Annotated in this window: 13 protein-coding genes; 5 read left to right on the top strand and 8 right to left on the bottom strand. The window is 66.1% G+C overall.

The annotated features are described in order from the left end of the window. The first annotated feature begins 57 nt into the window (after positions 1 to 57). Positions 58 to 948, top strand: a complete 891-nt coding sequence (gene galU, locus C8K14_RS15905) for a UTP--glucose-1-phosphate uridylyltransferase GalU (protein ID WP_107717482.1) — start codon at positions 58 to 60, stop codon at positions 946 to 948. Positions 949 to 1,119: 171 nt separating this feature from the next. On the opposite strand, the gene C8K14_RS15910 is transcribed toward galU, so the two are convergent. The 4 genes from C8K14_RS15910 to glnE form a co-directional block, all read right to left on the bottom strand. Continuing rightward, positions 1,120 to 1,860 (bottom strand): M23 family metallopeptidase, encoded by a 741-nt coding sequence (locus C8K14_RS15910; RefSeq protein ID WP_022676142.1) that lies wholly within the window; start codon positions 1,858 to 1,860, stop codon positions 1,120 to 1,122. A gap of 209 nt (positions 1,861 to 2,069) precedes the next feature. After that, a complete protein-coding gene (locus C8K14_RS15915) occupies positions 2,070 to 2,870 on the bottom strand; it encodes a ferritin-like domain-containing protein (RefSeq protein WP_107717484.1) in 801 nt (266 codons plus the stop codon). Between the two features lie 10 nt (positions 2,871 to 2,880). Continuing rightward, complete coding sequence (locus C8K14_RS15920; RefSeq protein ID WP_107717486.1) at positions 2,881 to 3,354, bottom strand: peroxiredoxin; 474 nt, start codon at positions 3,352 to 3,354, stop codon at positions 2,881 to 2,883. A gap of 3 nt (positions 3,355 to 3,357) precedes the next feature. After that, positions 3,358 to 6,066, bottom strand: a complete 2,709-nt coding sequence (glnE, locus tag C8K14_RS15925) for a bifunctional [glutamate--ammonia ligase]-adenylyl-L-tyrosine phosphorylase/[glutamate--ammonia-ligase] adenylyltransferase (protein WP_107717488.1) — start codon at positions 6,064 to 6,066, stop codon at positions 3,358 to 3,360. A gap of 126 nt (positions 6,067 to 6,192) precedes the next feature. Between glnE and C8K14_RS15930 the strand changes: the two genes are divergently transcribed. Both C8K14_RS15930 and C8K14_RS15935 read left to right on the top strand, forming a co-directional pair. Next, positions 6,193 to 7,848 carry a M28 family metallopeptidase gene (locus C8K14_RS15930; RefSeq protein WP_233251112.1) on the top strand — a complete coding sequence of 552 codons (1,656 nt, stop codon included), beginning with the start codon at positions 6,193 to 6,195 and terminating at the stop codon, positions 7,846 to 7,848. Positions 7,849 to 7,857: 9 nt separating this feature from the next. Further along, positions 7,858 to 8,856 (top strand): agmatine deiminase family protein, encoded by a 999-nt coding sequence (locus C8K14_RS15935; protein ID WP_107717492.1) that lies wholly within the window; start codon positions 7,858 to 7,860, stop codon positions 8,854 to 8,856. 70 nt (positions 8,857 to 8,926) lie between these two features. On the opposite strand, the gene C8K14_RS15940 is transcribed toward C8K14_RS15935, so the two are convergent. Further along, positions 8,927 to 9,175, bottom strand: coding sequence for a hypothetical protein (locus tag C8K14_RS15940; protein ID WP_062788253.1), 249 nt, complete (start codon positions 9,173 to 9,175; stop codon positions 8,927 to 8,929). A gap of 5 nt (positions 9,176 to 9,180) precedes the next feature. Continuing rightward, on the bottom strand, positions 9,181 to 11,706 hold the full coding sequence (gyrB, locus tag C8K14_RS15945; RefSeq protein ID WP_107717494.1) for a DNA topoisomerase (ATP-hydrolyzing) subunit B: 2,526 nt from the start codon (positions 11,704 to 11,706) through the stop codon (positions 9,181 to 9,183). A 149-nt stretch (positions 11,707 to 11,855) separates the two neighbouring features. Between gyrB and C8K14_RS15950 the strand changes: the two genes are divergently transcribed. Both C8K14_RS15950 and C8K14_RS15955 read left to right on the top strand, forming a co-directional pair. Further along, a complete protein-coding gene (locus C8K14_RS15950) occupies positions 11,856 to 13,292 on the top strand; it encodes a M20/M25/M40 family metallo-hydrolase (protein WP_107717634.1) in 1,437 nt (478 codons plus the stop codon). Between the two features lie 184 nt (positions 13,293 to 13,476). Further along, the gene (locus C8K14_RS15955) at positions 13,477 to 14,112 is read left to right on the top strand and encodes an HNH endonuclease (protein ID WP_022677941.1); all 636 of its coding nucleotides are present in this window, start codon (positions 13,477 to 13,479) and stop codon (positions 14,110 to 14,112) included. Positions 14,113 to 14,121: 9 nt separating this feature from the next. Here C8K14_RS15955 and C8K14_RS15960 read toward each other — a convergent pair whose 3' ends face one another. Next, positions 14,122 to 15,330: an MFS transporter gene (locus C8K14_RS15960; protein WP_107717496.1), complete on the bottom strand. Its 1,209-nt coding sequence runs from the start codon at positions 15,328 to 15,330 to the stop codon at positions 14,122 to 14,124. A gap of 43 nt (positions 15,331 to 15,373) precedes the next feature. After that, the gene (locus C8K14_RS15965) at positions 15,374 to 16,387 is read right to left on the bottom strand and encodes a nitronate monooxygenase family protein (protein WP_199223752.1); all 1,014 of its coding nucleotides are present in this window, start codon (positions 16,385 to 16,387) and stop codon (positions 15,374 to 15,376) included. Positions 16,388 to 16,562: the final 175 nt, after the last annotated feature.

A 16,562-nucleotide genomic window follows, 5' to 3' on the forward strand; every position in this document is an offset into this window, starting at 1 on the left:
ATCACAAAAGGAGGCTGCTTAACTATCGTGTAACCGGACAATGGGACAAACACCGACATGAGCGAAACCACCGCAAGCCGCCACAAGCCGATCCGCAAGGCCGTCTTTCCCGTTGCCGGTCTTGGCACCCGCTTCCTGCCCGCCACCAAGGCTATTCCCAAGGAGATGCTGCCGATCGTCGATCGCCCGCTGATCCAGTATGCCGTGGACGAAGCGCGCGAAGCGGGCATCGAAGAGCTGATCTTCGTGACCGGGCGCGGCAAGACCGCGATCGTCGAGCATTTCGACACCGCGTTCGAGCTGGAAACCACCATGACCAGCCGGGGCAAGGACCTGTCGGTGCTGGACGATACCCGCATCAAGCCGGGCAACCTGGTCACCGTGCGACAGCAAGTGGCGATGGGCCTGGGCCACGCCGTGTGGTGCGCCCGCGAAGTGGTGGGCGATGAACCCTTTGCCATCTTCCTGCCCGACGAACTGATGGTGGGTGCGCCCGGCTGCATGAAGCAGATGGTCGAAGCCTACAACGAAGTGGGCGGCAACCTGATCTCGGTGCTGGAAGTGCCGGAAGAAGAAGTATCGAGCTATGGCGTGATCGCGCCGGGCGCGCGCAAGTCTGACACGCTGACCGAAGTGACCGGCTTGGTTGAAAAGCCCAAGCGTGAAGAAGCCCCGTCAAACCTGATCATCTCGGGCCGCTATATCCTGCAGCCCGAAGTGATGCGCACCCTGGAAAACCAGGAAAAGGGCGCTGGCGGCGAAATCCAGCTGACCGATGCGATGGCCCGCATGATCGGCACGCAGCCGTTCCACGCGGTGACCTTTGCCGGCCGCCGCTTCGACTGCGGCAGCAAGGCCGGCTTTGTCGAGGCGACGATCGCCCTGGCCCTGGAACGCCCCGACCTGGCCGACGATGTGCGCGCCGTGATCAAGAAGCTGATGGGCTGACCGCCACACGACAGGCTTAAGCAATAAGGGCCGCGCAGCATCGCCATGCTGCGCGGCCCTTATTGCGTGCGCCAGCCGCGATCTGCGCGCCGGCGCCCATAGAAAAAGGCGGCCGTTGCGGGCCGCCTTTTTCCGCATCCTCTCCGATGCGTTATTCCAGAAAATGGCGCCTTATTCGTCGCCTTCGCCCTCGGCGTCGGTGGCGTTGAAAGCGCGGATCTGCGAGGAATCAGCGGCGCTGGCCAGCTGGGCCAGGTTGGCATCGCGCTGCATGTAGGGCAGCGGATTGACCGCGTTGCCAGCCACACGCACTTCATAGTGCAGGTGCGGGCCGGTCGAATGGCCGGTGGAACCGACATAGCCGATCACGTCACCCTTGTGCACATGCTGCCCTTCGGCAACGGCGATGCGCGACATGTGGCCATAGCGGGTTTCGAGATTGCCGCCGTGCTCAAGCTGAACATAGAGGCCGTAGCCGCCGAAGCGTTCGGCCTTGCCCACCACGCCATCGGCGCTGGCGCGGATCGGCGTGCCGGTCGGCGCGGGCAGATCGACGCCCTTGTGCGCACGCAGGCCGCCATAGATGGGGTGATTGCGCAGACCAAAGCCGCTGCTCATCGGGCGGCTGCTGGTGATCGGCATCAGCGTGGGGATGGAAACCGAAGCGGTGCGGACCAGCGGCGCCTGGGCCGAGCTACCCTTGCCGCCATCGAGTGCTTCCCAGCTGGCGAAAAGCTTGGAGAATTCTTCATCGCCGGCCGGCGCGGTCATCCCGGCCTTGGCGGCTTCGGCATTACGCAGCGGGGCGGTGATATCGGCAGAAGCGGCGCTGTTGGCGAGAACCGGTGTGGCGAGACCCAAGGCGAGCATGGTGCCAATGGCAGCCAGACCGGTAGAAAAAGCTTTTTTCATTGCGACCCGTACAACCTCTTTTCGGCAGACACACACCGACGTTGGGCCAATCGGGCCCTGCGCCAGCGGCATCCGTTCCGTGCTGACCCCCAGCGAACGCCACTTTGCCAGACTGCGGCAGGAACCACATCGCTGGCCAAGCTTTGTTCAGAGATTGGTGGATACCCCCCGCCGATCTCGTGCCGGAGGGGTAGCGGCGGCTGCCCCCATCACGCAAGAGCCGCCATCATTTCGCACGACAGACCGGCTGAACGACGCGCCGAGTCGTTGAACGGTGGCTTAACGGTGCCACGGAAGTGCTGCGCGACCAGGGTTTTCCAAAGTTGCGGTGCCGGTTTACCACGCTCTTCGCACAGTTTGGCGAAATGGCTTGTGCCGAAGCGAACGTGGCGCACTTCGTCGTCAACGATTCGCTGCAGGATGCGCGCGGTCGTGTGATCATCTGCCGCCACGAACCGCGCAATGGTTTGCGGCGTGACATCGAGACCGCGCGCCTCCAGCACCATGGGTACCACGGCGAGGCGGGCGGCAACATCGTGCGCGGTTTCGCGCGCGGCATCCCACAGCCCGTCGTGCGCCGGCATCGCGCCGTAATGGCTGCCCAGGGCGCGCAGGCGGCGGGCCAGCAGGCTGAAATGCATCGCCTCGTCCGCCGCCACGCCCAGCCAGTCACTGACGAAATCCGGCCCGCGCTCGGCACCGAACCGCCCCGCAGCGTCGAGCGCCAGGTCGATCGCGACGAATTCGATGTGGCACAACGCATGGATCAGCGCGAGGCGCCCGCGCTCGGAACCGCCGCGCCCGCGCTTGGGCATGCGGTTGGGCGGCAGCAGTTCCGGCTCGGCCGGGCGCGCCGGGCTATCGGGCATGGCCACGTCGAAGGCGAAAGCCAGGCGGCCGGCCGCCCAATCGCGCGCCACGGCGCGGGTGGCCATGGCTTTATCACGCGGATCGGCCGTCAACATGGCGGCGCGAATCGCCGCCGCCACAGTGGGAAGCGATGCAGTCATGCCGCGCGCGTTACAGCGCCTGGGCCGCGGCGAGAACCTGTGCTGCGTGATCCTTGACCTTTATCTTGTTCCACACCTGGGCGATGTAGCCATCGGCACCGACCAGATAGGTCGTGCGCTCCATGCCCATGTAGGTGCGGCCATACATCGACTTTTCCGTCCAGATGCCGAGCGCATCGGACAGGCCACCTTCTTCGGCATCGCTGGCGAGCGGGGCTGTCAGGCCATGCTTGGCAATGAACTTCTCGTGCTTCTTTGGCGGGTCCTTGCTCACGCCGAGCAGCGCGGTGCCGGCGGCGGCAAATTCATCGGCCAGCGCGGAAAAGTCCTTGTTCTCGGTGGTGCAGCCGGGCGTATCGTCCTTGGGATAGAAGAACACGACCAGCTTGCGGCCGGCAAAATCGGACGGCTTTACCACACTGCCATCAGGGGCAGTCAGCGGCAGATCGGGCAGCGGATCGCCCACGCCGGGGAAAGTGCTCATGCGTCAAATCTCCAATGGTTGCCCGAAGACCTGGCCCCAGGCATCGGCAATGCGGTGTCTTGCCCCGGCCACCGCGTCAAGCAGGGCGTCCCAGCTTTCCTGGCCACAGGCAGCGGCCACGATGGCACGGCTGGCCGGTGGCGGGAACATGCCATCAGGGGCAACCAGGCGCACCACCACCAGCAGCCCGGCAAGAAGATCATGCGCCGCGCGCAGGCCCGCCGGCAGCAGGCCGGCATCCTCCAGCGCGGAAACCGCCGCGCCCAGATCGGGTTCGAGCGCAACGTGATCGCGCAGTTGCAGATAGTGCGCGAGGAATTCGAGATCGACCAGGCCACCACGCGCCAGTTTCACATCAAGCGGGCCCTTGGCCGGCTTGTGCCGCGCCATTTCGGCGCGCATCGCCAGAACGTCTTCGCGCAGGGCAACCGGATCGCGCGCATGGCGCAGCACGCGCCCCACGATATCGGCCAGCGCGGCGCGATCGGCCGCCTGCCCGAACAGCGGCCGGGCACGGCACAGCGCCATGTGTTCCCAAGTCCAGGCGTCTTCGCGTTGATAGCGTTCGAAACTGTCGAGGCTGACCGCGATCGGCCCTTGCGCGCCTGAGGGGCGCAGCCGGGTATCCACCTCGTAGAGCGCGCCGGCCGCCGTGGGCACCGATAGCGCCGCGATCATGCGCTGGGCCAGGCGGTTGAAGTAGAGCGTGCCGCCGATCGGCCGCGCGCCATCGGATTCGCGGGCATAGGCATCGCCTGGCCCGCCAAACAGGAACACCAGATCGAGATCGGAGGCATGGGTGAGCGCGCCGCCGCCTAGCCGCCCCAGGCCGAGCACGACCATGCGCGCATCAGGCACCTGGCCATGCACGCGGATGAACTCTGCCTCAGTCGCTGTGCCGAGCACGCTGATCGCGGCCTCGGCCACGCGGCTGAGCGCAGCGGCCACGGCCAGCGGCGGGTGCAGCCCTTCCACCAGTTGCACGCCCAAGGCAAAGCGCAGTTCGCCCACCTTGCGGCGCACGGCATCAAGCAGGCGCTGGTAATCATCCCCCACCTCGCCCCGCGCCAGAGTGGCGACGATATCATCGACGCTGCCCGGCAGAGCAAAGGCGGAATGATCGATCAGCGTATCGAGCAGGTCTGCCCGCCGCGCCAGGTCTTCGGCCAGCGTCGGGGCGTGGGCGAGCACGCGCATGACCACCGCCATCAGGCCGGGGCGCGCCTCGAGCAGGCGGAATACGTTGATCGCCGAGGGCAGCGCCGCCAGCAGCCGTTCCCACCGGGCCAGCGCATGATCGGGATCGGGCGCCTCGGCCAGGGCCTGCAGCAATTGCGGCCGCACGCGGGCAAAGGCGGCGCGCGCCTCGTCGCTGCGCAGCGCGCGGAATGCGCCGCTGTCCCAGGCTTCCACCCGCCCGGCCAGCCCTTCGGCATCGGCAAAACCCATCTCCGCCAGGTCTTGCGCCAGGCTGCGGTTGTCCACCGCCACCGCGCCGGTGGGCGAAATGATCGCCAGCAGGGCATCGAACCGCTGCGCCACTGCCTGGGAAATCTCCTGCACTTCGGCAATCAGCGCGGCGCCATCGTCGTGGCCGGCCAGTTGCGCCACGCTGTCGAGCGCAGCCTGCTGCGGCGGCAGGGCATGGGTCTGCTGATCGGCAACCATCTGCAAGCGATGTTCGAGCACGCGTAGCCGGTCATAGCTTTCGCCCATGACCATCGCGTCATCCGCTGTGATGATCCCCGCCTGCGCCAGGGCATCGAGCGCCGGGCGCGTGCCGCGCAGGCGCAGCGCGGGATTGCGCCCGCCATGGATCAGCTGGTGGGTCTGGGCAAAGAATTCCACTTCGCGGATACCCCCGCGCCCGCGCTTGAGATCATAGCCCGGCCCCACCACCTGCCCGGCGGCATAGTGATCGCGGATGCGCGCGGTGAGCCGCCCGATTTCGGCGATCGCGCCGAAATCGAGGCTGCGCCGCCACACGAACGGCCGGATCGTATCGAGGAAAGCCTGGCCGCGCGCGACATCGCCGGCGGCGGCACGGGCGCGGATATAGGCCGCGCGTTCCCAGGCGAGCGCGCTCGATTCATAATGGGTGATCGCCCCTTCGAACGGGATGGCCAGCGGGCTGACTTCCGAGGCTGGGCGCAGCCGCAAATCGATGCGGAAGACATAGCCTTCCTCGGTGATCGTCGAGAGCAGTTCGACCACCCCACGCGCCACGCGCTGCGCCGCCTCACCCGGTTCGTCGCGCGGGCGGCGCGGCAGCATGTCGGGATCGTAGAGCAGGATGGGATCGATATCCGACGAGTAGTTCAGCTCTTGCGCGCCGTGCTTGCCCAGGCCGATGGCGGAAAAGCCCACTGGCGCAGCATCGGGCGCGCGCCGGGCAATGGCGGCGGCGATGGCGGCATCGAGCGCGCGATCGGCAAAGTCTGACAGCGCCTGCACCACACGCATGAGCGGCAGCGCGCCGGCGATATCGCCCACCGCCAGGGCCAGCGCCAGGGCCAGGCGTTCGCGCCGCAAGGCAATCCCGACATCGTCCACGCCCTGCCCGGCCAGGCGCGCATGCGCCAATGCCGCTTCGATCTCACCCTGCGCGAGCAGCGTGGCCACCTCGGGCTGGCGATCGAGCGCACGGGCCAGGAACGTGGTGTGCCGGCGGGCAAGGACAAGCGCATGGTCCCAATCAATTCCTTGCCGCACGCAGGCTCCCTCTCTCGTTGCCGCACCGTGGGTCGTCTTGCCCCAGCCGGCCGGCTCTGCCAAGTAGCCGGCATGAGCTTCGCCTTCCCCCTTGGCGCGGCGTTATCCCATAGCAAGGATCTGACCATGCATGTTTCCCTTGGCCGCCGCATGGCCACCGCGTTGCTGGCCTCTGCCCTGGCTGTTCCCGCCTTTGCCACCCCGGCGCCCAAGGTGCCGGCCGTGCCGGTGCCGATGATGCGTGAGGCGATCAAGACGCTGGCGTCAGACGAACTGGAAGGCCGCGCGCCCAGCGGGCCCAAGGAACAGGCCGTGCTCGACGCGATCATCACCCGCTTCAAGGCCGCCGGTCTCAAGCCTGGCAACAAGGGTGAATGGTTGCAGCCCGTGCCGATGGTGACGATCGCGGCCAAGAACATCAGCCCGCTGACCGTGGGCAGCCTGTCGTTCAAGCCCGGCGCCGATTTCGTGGTCGGTTCCTACCGCGAGGCGGATCATACCGCGATCGATGCCAGCGAACTGGTCTTCGTCGGCTATGGCATCACCGCGCCCGAACTGGGCTGGGACGATTATGCCGGCGTGGACATGAAGGGCAAGGTCGCGGTGATCCTGGTCAACGACCCGGACTATGAAAACGCCGACGAACAGGGCCTGTTCAAGGGCCGCCGCATGACCTGGTATGGCCGCTGGCCCTACAAGTATGCCGAAGCCGCACGCCATGGCGCCAAGGCCGCGCTGATCGTGCACGACACCTTCCCCGCCGCCTATGGCTGGAACGTGCTGGAATCGAGCGGCGGCACCGGCAATTTCGTGGCCAGCGCCAACAAGGGCATGGACCAGACCGAAGCCAACGGCTGGATTCGCCGCCCGGTGGCCGAGGCGATCTTCCAGGCCGCTGGCAAGGACTTTGCCGCGCTTTCGGCCGCAGCCAAGCAGAAGGGCTTTCACGCCGTTCCGCTCGGCGCCAAGGCCAGCCTGTCGTTCGACAACACCGTCACGCACAGCACTTCGCACAACGTGATCGGCGTGATCCCCGGCACCACCCGCGCCAACGAATATGTGCTCTATTTCGGCCACTGGGACCATCTGGGCCACTGCAAGCCCGACGCGCGCGGAGACGATATCTGCAACGGCGCGATCGACAACGCCAGCGGCGTGGGCGCACTGGTGGCGCTGGCCGACATGAACCGCCGCGCCGGCCCCACCCCGCGCACCCAGGTCTTTGCCGCCTGGACGCTGGAGGAATCCGGCCTGCTCGGTTCGGAATACTATGCCCAGCATCCGGTCTATCCGCTGGCCCGCACCGTGGGCGGCGTGAACATGGACGCGCTGTCGCTGATCGGCCCGACGCGCGACGTGCAGGTGACCGGGGGCGACAAGTCTGACCTCACCGCGATCCTGCGCCAGGTGGAAGCGCAGATGCACCTGACCGAAACGCCCGAGGATCATCCCGAGCGTGGCCACTATTACCGGTCGGATCACTTCAGCCTGGCCAAGCGCGGCGTGCCGATGTTTGCCGTGGGCCGGGGCACCGACCTGATCAACGGCGGCAAGAAGGCCGGTGAGGCTGCCACCGAAGACTATGTCGAGCATCGCTATCACCAGCCGTCAGACGAATATTCCGACAGCTGGGACATGACCGGCATGGCGCAGGAAGTGGAGCTGTATTACCGGCTTGGCCGTGCGCTGGCGACTGGCACCACCTGGCCCAACTGGCACCAGGGCGACGAATTCCGCGCTATCCGCGATGCCAGCCGCGCCACCGTAACCGGCGCCAAGTAAGCCGTGGCCATGAACGACGAGAACCCGACGGGCGGCATGATGCCCCCCGAATTCGCCCCGCAGGACTGGCTCTGGGTGGGTTTCCCCCACCTGGCCGAAGAATGGTCGGGCGTGATCGACCGCGCGCAGGAGCAGATCGCCGCGTTTGCCAGCGCCGTGGCCGAAAGCGGCCAGGAAGTGCGCCTGGTAGTGCGCGATGCGGCCAACCGCATGCGCGCCGAGCGGCTGGCCAGCGCCTCCGTCAAGATCGAAGAGCGCGTCTATGGCGACGTGTGGCTGCGCGATACCGGGCCGCTGGTGGTGGCCGATGGTGCCGGTGGGCGCCGCGCGCAACTATTTGGCTTCAACGGCTGGGGCGGCAAATACCTGATGCCGGGAGACCAGGAGATCGGCGCCACGCTGGCCGCCGATGCCGGGTTGCCGGCCAGCAAGGCCGACTGGGTGCTGGAAGGCGGCGCGCTGGATGGCGATGGCACCGGCCTGGTTGCCACGACCGAGCAGTGCCTACTCAACCCCAATCGCAACCCGCACCTGTCGCGCGCCGACCTGGAAATGCGCCTCAAGCGTGACCTGGGCTATGATCGCGTGCTGTGGCTGGGCGACGGGCTGATCAACGACCACACCGACGGGCACGTCGACAACCTGGCCCGCTTTGTCGGCGCCAATCGCCTGGCCCTGCCCCGTGCCACCGGGCCGGACGATCCCAATGCCGCGATCTATGCCGATGCGGCCGCGCGTGCTCGCGATGCCGGGGTGGAGGTGATCGAAGTGCCCTCACCGGGGCGCATCGAATGGGGCGGCATGATCCAGCCGGCCAGCTACATGAACTTTGTGATTACCAGCCATGCGGTGATCGTGCCGATCTTCGGCTCGGTCCATGACGAGGCCGGCGTGGAAGCGATCGGCGCGCTGTTCCCCGGCCGCGCCACGCTGGGCGTGATGGGCGATGCCGTGCTGGTGGGTGGCGGTGGCTTCCACTGCGCCAGCCAGCAGATGCCCTCGGCCTGACGAAGCATCGCCCTGTCCCGCCCATGAAATGATCGGGCGGGACAGGGCCTTGCCGGCATATTGGGCCGGGTTACTGCGTCTCGCGTGCCAGGCGTTCGGCCAGCTCGGCGATTTCCGGCGGATCAAGCAGCCAGGTGCGGGTCTTGCGCCCTTCGCGGTGGATCGGCACGGTCAGCAGCACACGGGCGTTTTCACGGGCGTGCGGCTTGTAGAGCGAGAAGTGCAGCGCACATTCGCGGATCGTGCCGATGATCGGCGTGCGGCCTTCCAGATCGATCATCGTGGCGGCCTGGTCCCAGGGGATGGTGGCAGTGCTCATGGTGATCAGACGTCCAGGTTGGCCACGTTGAGGGCGTTTTCCTGAATGAAATCGCGGCGCGGCTCGACCACGTCGCCCATCAGGCGGGTAAAGATCTCGTCGGTCACGTCGGCGTCTTCCACCTTGACCTGGAGCAGCGAACGGACTTCCGGATCGAGCGTGGTTTCCCACAGCTGTTCGGCGTTCATTTCACCCAGGCCCTTGTAGCGCTGGATCGACAGGCCCTTGCGGCCATTGGCCATGACCGCTTCGAGCAGTTGCGAAGGCCGGGTGATGCCGGCGTCCTTGCTGTCGGCCCGGGCCGCGGCGGCGGGGGCTTCCTCGCCATCGGTGGCGCCCGTGCTTTCCGGCTCGGCCGGCGCAGCGCCGGCACGCACCAGGCGGGCAACACCGGCATAGACATCGGCGTGTTCGGCCGCGAGGCGGGCGAGCTTGCGCGCTTCGGCACTGGTCAGGAAGCCGGCCTCGATCATGTGATGGTCGGTCACCCCGCGCCAGGCGCGCTGGATGTGATAGCCGCCGTCTTCGCTCATCTGCGCCGCCCACTGCGCCTCGGGATCGCCACGATCCAGCCAGCTTGCGGCATTGGCCAGCGCGGCGATGCGGGCATCGGCCGAGAGATCGGGATCAAGCGCACCGGCCAGCGCCAGCGCTTCCACGATATCCGGGTTGTAGCGACGCGGCACGAAGGCCATCAAGTTGCGCAGGCGCAGCGCGTGATCGACCAGCTCGGCCAGTTCCTGGCTGCCGCGCGCGCCACCCGGGGTTTCCAGGATGCGGCCCGTGGTGCCGGCTTCCACCAGGTAGCGATCGAGCGCAGCATTGTCCTTGAGATAGACTTCGCTGCGCCCCTTGGCGACCTTGTAGAGCGGCGGCTGGGCGATGAAGAGGTGCCCGGCGCGGATGATGTCGGGCATCTGGCGGTGGAAGAAGGTGAGCAGCAAGGTGCGGATATGCGCGCCGTCGACGTCGGCGTCGGTCATGATCACGATCTTGTGATACCGCAGCTTTTCCAGGTTGAATTCATCGCGGATGCCGGTGCCCATCGCCTGGATCAGCGTGCCCACTTCGCGCGAGGAAATGATGCGATCGAACCGCGCGCGCTCCACGTTGAGGATCTTGCCGCGCAAGGGCAGGATCGCCTGGGTCTTGCGATCGCGGCCCTGCTTGGCGCTGCCACCGGCCGAGTCCCCTTCGACCAGGAACAGTTCGCACTTGCTGGCGTCGCGCTCCTGGCAATCGGCCAGCTTGCCGGGCAGGCTGGCAATGTCCATCGCGCCCTTGCGGCGGGTCAGTTCACGGGCGCGACGCGCAGCCTCGCGCGCGGCGGCGGCGTCGATCACCTTGAGGATCACCGACTTGGCATGGGCCGGGTTCTCCTCGAGCCATTCGCTCATCTTGTCGGCCATTAGGCTTTCAAGCGGCTGGCGCACTTCGGAGGAAACCAGCTTGTCCTTGGTCTGGCTGGAAAACTTGGGATCGGGCAGCTTGACCGAGACGATCGCGGTGAGCCCTTCGCGCATGTCATCGCCCGAAAGCGAGACCTTTTCCTTCTTGAGCAGGCCCGACCGATCGGCATAGCCGTTGAGCGTGCGGGTCAGCGCGGCGCGGAATGCGGCCAGATGGGTACCGCCATCGCGCTGCGGGATGTTGTTGGTGAAACACAGCACGTTTTCGTAATAGCTGTCGTTCCATTCCAGCGACACGTCGATGCCGATGCCGTCGCGCATCGCCGAAATGGCGATCGGTTCGGGGATCAGCGCCTGCTTGTTGCGATCGAGGTATTTCACGAAGGCCGCAATGCCGCCCTCGTAATAGAGATCGTGTTCCTTGACCTCTTCATGGCGCTTGTCGCGCAGCAGGATGCGCACGCCCGAATTGAGGAAGGCGAGTTCGCGATAGCGGTGCTCGAGCTTGTCGAAATCGAACTCGGTCACGTTCTTGAACGTGTCGTGGCTGGCAAAGAAGGTGACGCGGGTGCCCTTCTTGGGCTTGCCGTTGTCCGCCGTCGGTGCCGGGCCGGTCACCTTGAGCGGCGCCACGGCATCGCCATGGGCAAACTTCATCCAGTGTTCCTGGCCTTCGCGCCAGATCGTCAGCTCCAGCCATTCCGACAGGGCATTGACCACCGAGACGCCCACGCCGTGCAGGCCGCCCGACACCTTGTAGGCGTTGTCGTCAGACGTGTTCTCGAACTTCCCGCCGGCGTGGAGCTGGGTCATGATCACTTCGGCGGCCGAAACGCCTTCTTCGGCATGGATGCCGGTGGGAATACCGCGCCCGTTGTCTTCCACCGAGACCGAACCATCGGGGTTCAGCTCGATCAGCACCAGGTCGCAATGCCCGGCCAATGCCTCGTCGATGGCGTTGTCCGACACTTCGAAGACCATGTGATGCAGGCCCGAGCCATCGTCGGTATCGCCGATGTACATGCCGGGACGCTTGCGCACCGCATCCAGGCCCTTGAGGACCTTGATCGAGTCGGCGCCGTAGGAGTTGGTGTTCGGGGTATTTTCGTTGGTGCTGGCCATAGTTTTGCACATAGGCACTTTACCCGCAAAACCCAAGCGAATTGGCCCTGTTTTACACAGGCCCAAGGCGGGCTGCGCCAAGTCTCTTGCATGCGCGGCGCCATGCGGCATGGTGCGCGCAACGAACAGGAAAAGGGGGCAATCCTTTGATCACGCGCAGCGCCATCTCGACCATCGCCCTGGCGGCGATGGCCACCGCCACTGCGGCCCAGGCCGCGCCCACCGCGCCAGACGCCGGAGAGGCGCAGTTCCGCAGCATTTACAAAGAGCTGGTCGAGACCAACACCACGGTCAGCAGCGGATCATGCACGCTGGCGGCCGAGCGGATGGCCGCGCACCTGAAAGCGGCTGGCTATGCCGACAGCCAGCTCACGCTGTTTTCCACGCCCGAACATCCCAAGGACGGCGGGCTGGTTGCCGTGCTGCCGGGTACGTCGAAGACTGCCAAGCCGATCCTGCTGCTCGCCCATCTCGACGTGGTGGAGGCCAAGCGCGCGGATTGGGAGCGCGATCCTTTCACCCTGATCGAGGAAGGTGGCTATTTCTATGGCCGCGGCACCGCCGACGACAAATCGATGGCAGCGATCTGGGTGGATACGATGGCGCGCCTCAAGGCGGGCAAGCCGCTCAAGCGCACGGTGAAGATGGCGCTGACCTGCGGGGAAGAAACCACCTGGGCGTTCAACGGTGCGCAGTGGCTGGCACAGAACAAGCGCGACCTGATCGATGCCGAGTTTGCCCTTAACGAAGGCGGCGGCGGCGATACCGATGGCAAGGGCCTGTCGGAAGGCGGCAAGCTGGTCAACCAATCGATCCAGGTGGGCGAAAAGGCGGTGCAGAACTATCGCCTGGAAACCCGCAATCCTGGCGGCCATAGCTCTATCCCTGTGCCCGAGAACGCCATTTACGAGCTGGCCGATGCGCTGGCACGGCTGCGCGACCATGAATTCCCCACCGAGATGAGCGACACCACCCGCGCCTTCTTTGCCAAGGCCGGAGCGGCGCGCGGCGATGCCATGGGCAAGGCGATGCAGGCCTTGGCCAGCAACCCGATCGGCAGCCCAGCCTTTGCCGAGGCGGAAAAGCTGGTGAACACCGACCGCACCTATCATTCCAAGCTGCGCACCACCTGTGTGGCCACGCTGCTCGATGGCGGCCACGCCAACAATGCCCTGCCCCAGCGCGCCGGGGCCAACGTGAACTGCCGCATCTTCCCCGGCCATTCGGTAGAAGAAATCCAGACCGCGCTGCAAAAGGTCGTGGCCGATCCTGGCGTCACGGTCAGCCTGGTGCCGCCGCAGCGCCCGCTGGCCAAGGCGCCCGCGCTCGATCCCAAGATCATCGGGCCGATGGAAAAGCTGTCCGCGCAGTATTTTCCCGCCGTGCCGGTGGTACCCGACATGTCCACCGGGGCAACCGACGGCATCTTCCTGGAAGCCGTGGGCATCCCGACCTATGGCGTGCCTGGCCCCTGGGGCAACCCCGATGGCAATGGCGTGCATGGCCTGAACGAACGGATCGAGGTCAAGTCGCTGCTGACCGGGCGGGCCTATCTCTATGACTTGGTGAACGCCTACGCACGGTGATCGGCGGGGTGTTGACAAGCTGTGGATAAAGTCCGGCTGCCCTTTTGGTGCGGCAGCCGGGCCTTGACCGGAACAGCACAAAGGTGTTCGTTATGCCCATGCGTCATGAAGCGGTCATGCCTGTCCTTCATGCCTCGCCCCGAGCGAGGCGGAAGCCGATTTGGCACAGGAGCGCGAGCGGAGCATGCTTCACCAGGCGCTGATCGAGCGGGCGGCTGCGGCCAGGCCCCATAGCGGCGATAGCGCCGCGACGCCGCGTTTGCTGGCATCCAACCGTCATCTCGACAATTGCCCGGCGCTGGTGCTCAACGCCGATTACACGCCGCTCAGCTATTACCCGCTCAGCCTGTGGCCGTGGCAAACCGCGATCAAGGCGGTGTTCCTGGAACGGGTGGATATCATCGCCACCTATGACCGCGCGGTGCACAGCCCGTCGCTGGACATGAAGATTCCCTCGGTGATCGCGCTGCGGCAATATGTGAAGCCCAGCGAGTTTCCCGCCTTCACCCGCTTCAACCTGTTCCTGCGCGATCGCTTCGTGTGCCAGTATTGCGGCAGCGGCGAAAACCTCACGTTCGACCACGTGATCCCGCGCCGGCTGGGCGGGCGCACCACCTGGGAAAACGTCACCACCGCCTGCGCGCCCTGCAACATGACCAAGGGCGGCCGCACCCCGGCGCAGGCGCACATGCGCCTGATGGAAGAACCGATCCGGCCCACGACCTGGCAATTGCAGGAAAAGGGCCGCGCCTTTCCGCCAGGGCACCTGCACGAAAGCTGGCGGGATTGGCTCTACTGGGACGTCGAGCTGGAAAGCTAGGCGGCCAGATCAGGCGGTCTGACGCGCCCCTTTCAGGAACAGCACCAGCGCTGCCAGCGCGATGACCGCGGCCACCAGCATCGGCATGGTGGGCAAGTCGATCAAAGCGCCCGGGCCACTGAACCGGGCCAGGGTCTGGGCATAGAGCGGAGGGCCGATGATCTGCGCGATCGAGCCGATCGACTGTACCGCGCCTTGCAGTTCGCCCTGGCTGCGCGCATCGACCGCGCGGCTGTTCATCGCCGAGATCGAAGGCTGCACCGCGCCCTGGAATGCGCCGACCGCAATGGCGAGATAAACCTGCCAGACCTGGTGCGCGAGGCAGTAGAGCACTGCAGAAGTGGCGAGCGAGGCCACGCCCATGATCACCGCGCGCCGCTCCCCCAGCCGGGGCAAGAGATAGCGCATGCCCAGCCCCTGGAACAACGCAGCGCTCAATCCGACGACGGCGAGAGCGAGGCCCACCGCCTTGGTCGAAAACCCGTAGGCGGCAATCGCCATGTAGGTCCAGATCGCTGGATAGACCACGTTGGCCAGCTGCCAGGCGCCCAGCGCGGCAACGAACCACAACACGCGGGCGCTTTGCCCTTTCAGCGCGCGCAGGCTGGACAGGGCATTGGCACGGCGCCAGTCGAACGGCCGGCGATGATCGGCGTCGAGCGATTCCCGCAAGGTGAACAGCCCGAACAGGAAATTGGCAAAGCTGAGCCCGGCCGCCGCCATGAACGGCACGCGCGGCCCCAGCGTGCCGAGCAACCCGCCCAGCGCCGGGCCGGCGACGAAGCCGATGCCGAACGCCATGCCCATCAGGCCAAAGCTGGCCGCGCGCTTTTCCGGCGGGGTGACATCGGCGATATAGGCATAGGCGGCCGAGAAGCTGGCACCGGTGATGCCGGCGATGATGCGGCCGGCGACCAGCCAGCTCATCGCCGGGGCAAAGGCCTGGAGCAGATAGTCGAGGCCAAGGGCAAAGACCGCCGCCAGCAGCACCGGCCGCCGGCCAAAGCGATCGGACAGGTTGCCGATCACTGGGGCGAACACGAACTGCATCACGGCATAGCCCGCGCCCAGCCAGCCGGCATATTCGGCCGCCTGGGTGATCGACACGCGGGCGAGGTGCATGATCAGCCCGGGAAACACCGGAATGACGATGCCAAAGCCAAGCATGTCGATCAGCACGATGGCAAAGACAAAGCTCAGCGAAGCGCGATGCGTCATGAAATCCCCCCGGGCTAAGCTATCTGGCCCCTGCCCTCTGCCCTCAGCTGCGACGGGTCAGCGCGGCTTCGCTTTCTTCCAGCAGCTGGGCCATGATCGTGGCCACCGGCTCTTCCTTGGTGACCATGCCCACCGACTGGCCGGCCATGACCGAGCCGCGTTCCACATCGCCATCGATTACCGCGCGGCGCAGCGCGCCGGCCCAGAAATGTTCGATCTCAAGCTGGGCAGCCGCCATGTCGAGTTCGCCCGCATCCAGCTTGTGCGCCACTTCGATCTGCTTGGCGGTGAATTCCTCGGTGCCCTTGTTCTTGAGCGCGCGCACCGGAATGACCGGCAGGCGCGGATCGACCTGGACCGAGGCCACCGCATCACGCGCGTTGCCGCGGAAGAACGCCGCCTTGAACGCGGGATGAGCGATCGATTCGCTGGCACAGGCAAAGCGGGTGCCAAGTTGCACCCCAGCCGCGCCCATTTCGAGGTAGGAGGCAATCGCCTCGCCCCGGCCAATGCCGCCCGCCACGAAGACGAGGTGATCGGCCGCCAGGGCGGGCAGGAATTCCTGCGCGAGCACCGACGTGGAAACCGGGCCGATGTGGCCGCCCGCTTCGCTGCCTTCGATCACCAGCGCGTCAGCCCCCGAACGGAACAGCTTCTTGGCAAGCGCGATCGTCGGGGCAAAGACGATGACCTTGGCGCCAAAGGCCTTGATCGCCTCGACACTGCCCTTGGGCGGGATGCCGCCGGCCAGCACGACATGGCCCACGCCGTGCTTTGCACACACCGCGATCAGATCGAACAGCAGGGGGTGCATGGTGATCAGGTTCACGCCGAACGGCTTGGCCGTAAGCGCCTTGGTGCCGGTGATTTCGGCATCGAGCAGGTCGGGCGTCATCGCGCCGCAGGCAATCACGCCAAAGCCGCCGGCATTGCTGATAGCGGCCACCAGGTTCCGTTCCGAAACCCAGCTCATCGCACCGCACAGGATCGCGTGCTCGGTGCCCAGGAAGGCAGCGCCGCGCGCCATGAGCGCGGAAGTCTTGGGAGTGGCCGTCATGTGTGAAAAATCGCCCCGTCTGCGATGAAGAAAGTGCCCGCGCTTTACGGTGCCGGAACCGGCCGGGCAAGGGGGAAGCGGCACCATAGATCGCCATTTCAACTTACTCTGGGCGCTTTAATCCATTTAGACGATCAAAACATGCTCGGTATGGCTGCGGACAACGAATTTCCCC

The sequence above is a fragment of the Novosphingobium sp. GV079 genome (assembly GCF_003058045.1).
GTDB lineage: Bacteria > Pseudomonadota > Alphaproteobacteria > Sphingomonadales > Sphingomonadaceae > Novosphingobium > Novosphingobium capsulatum.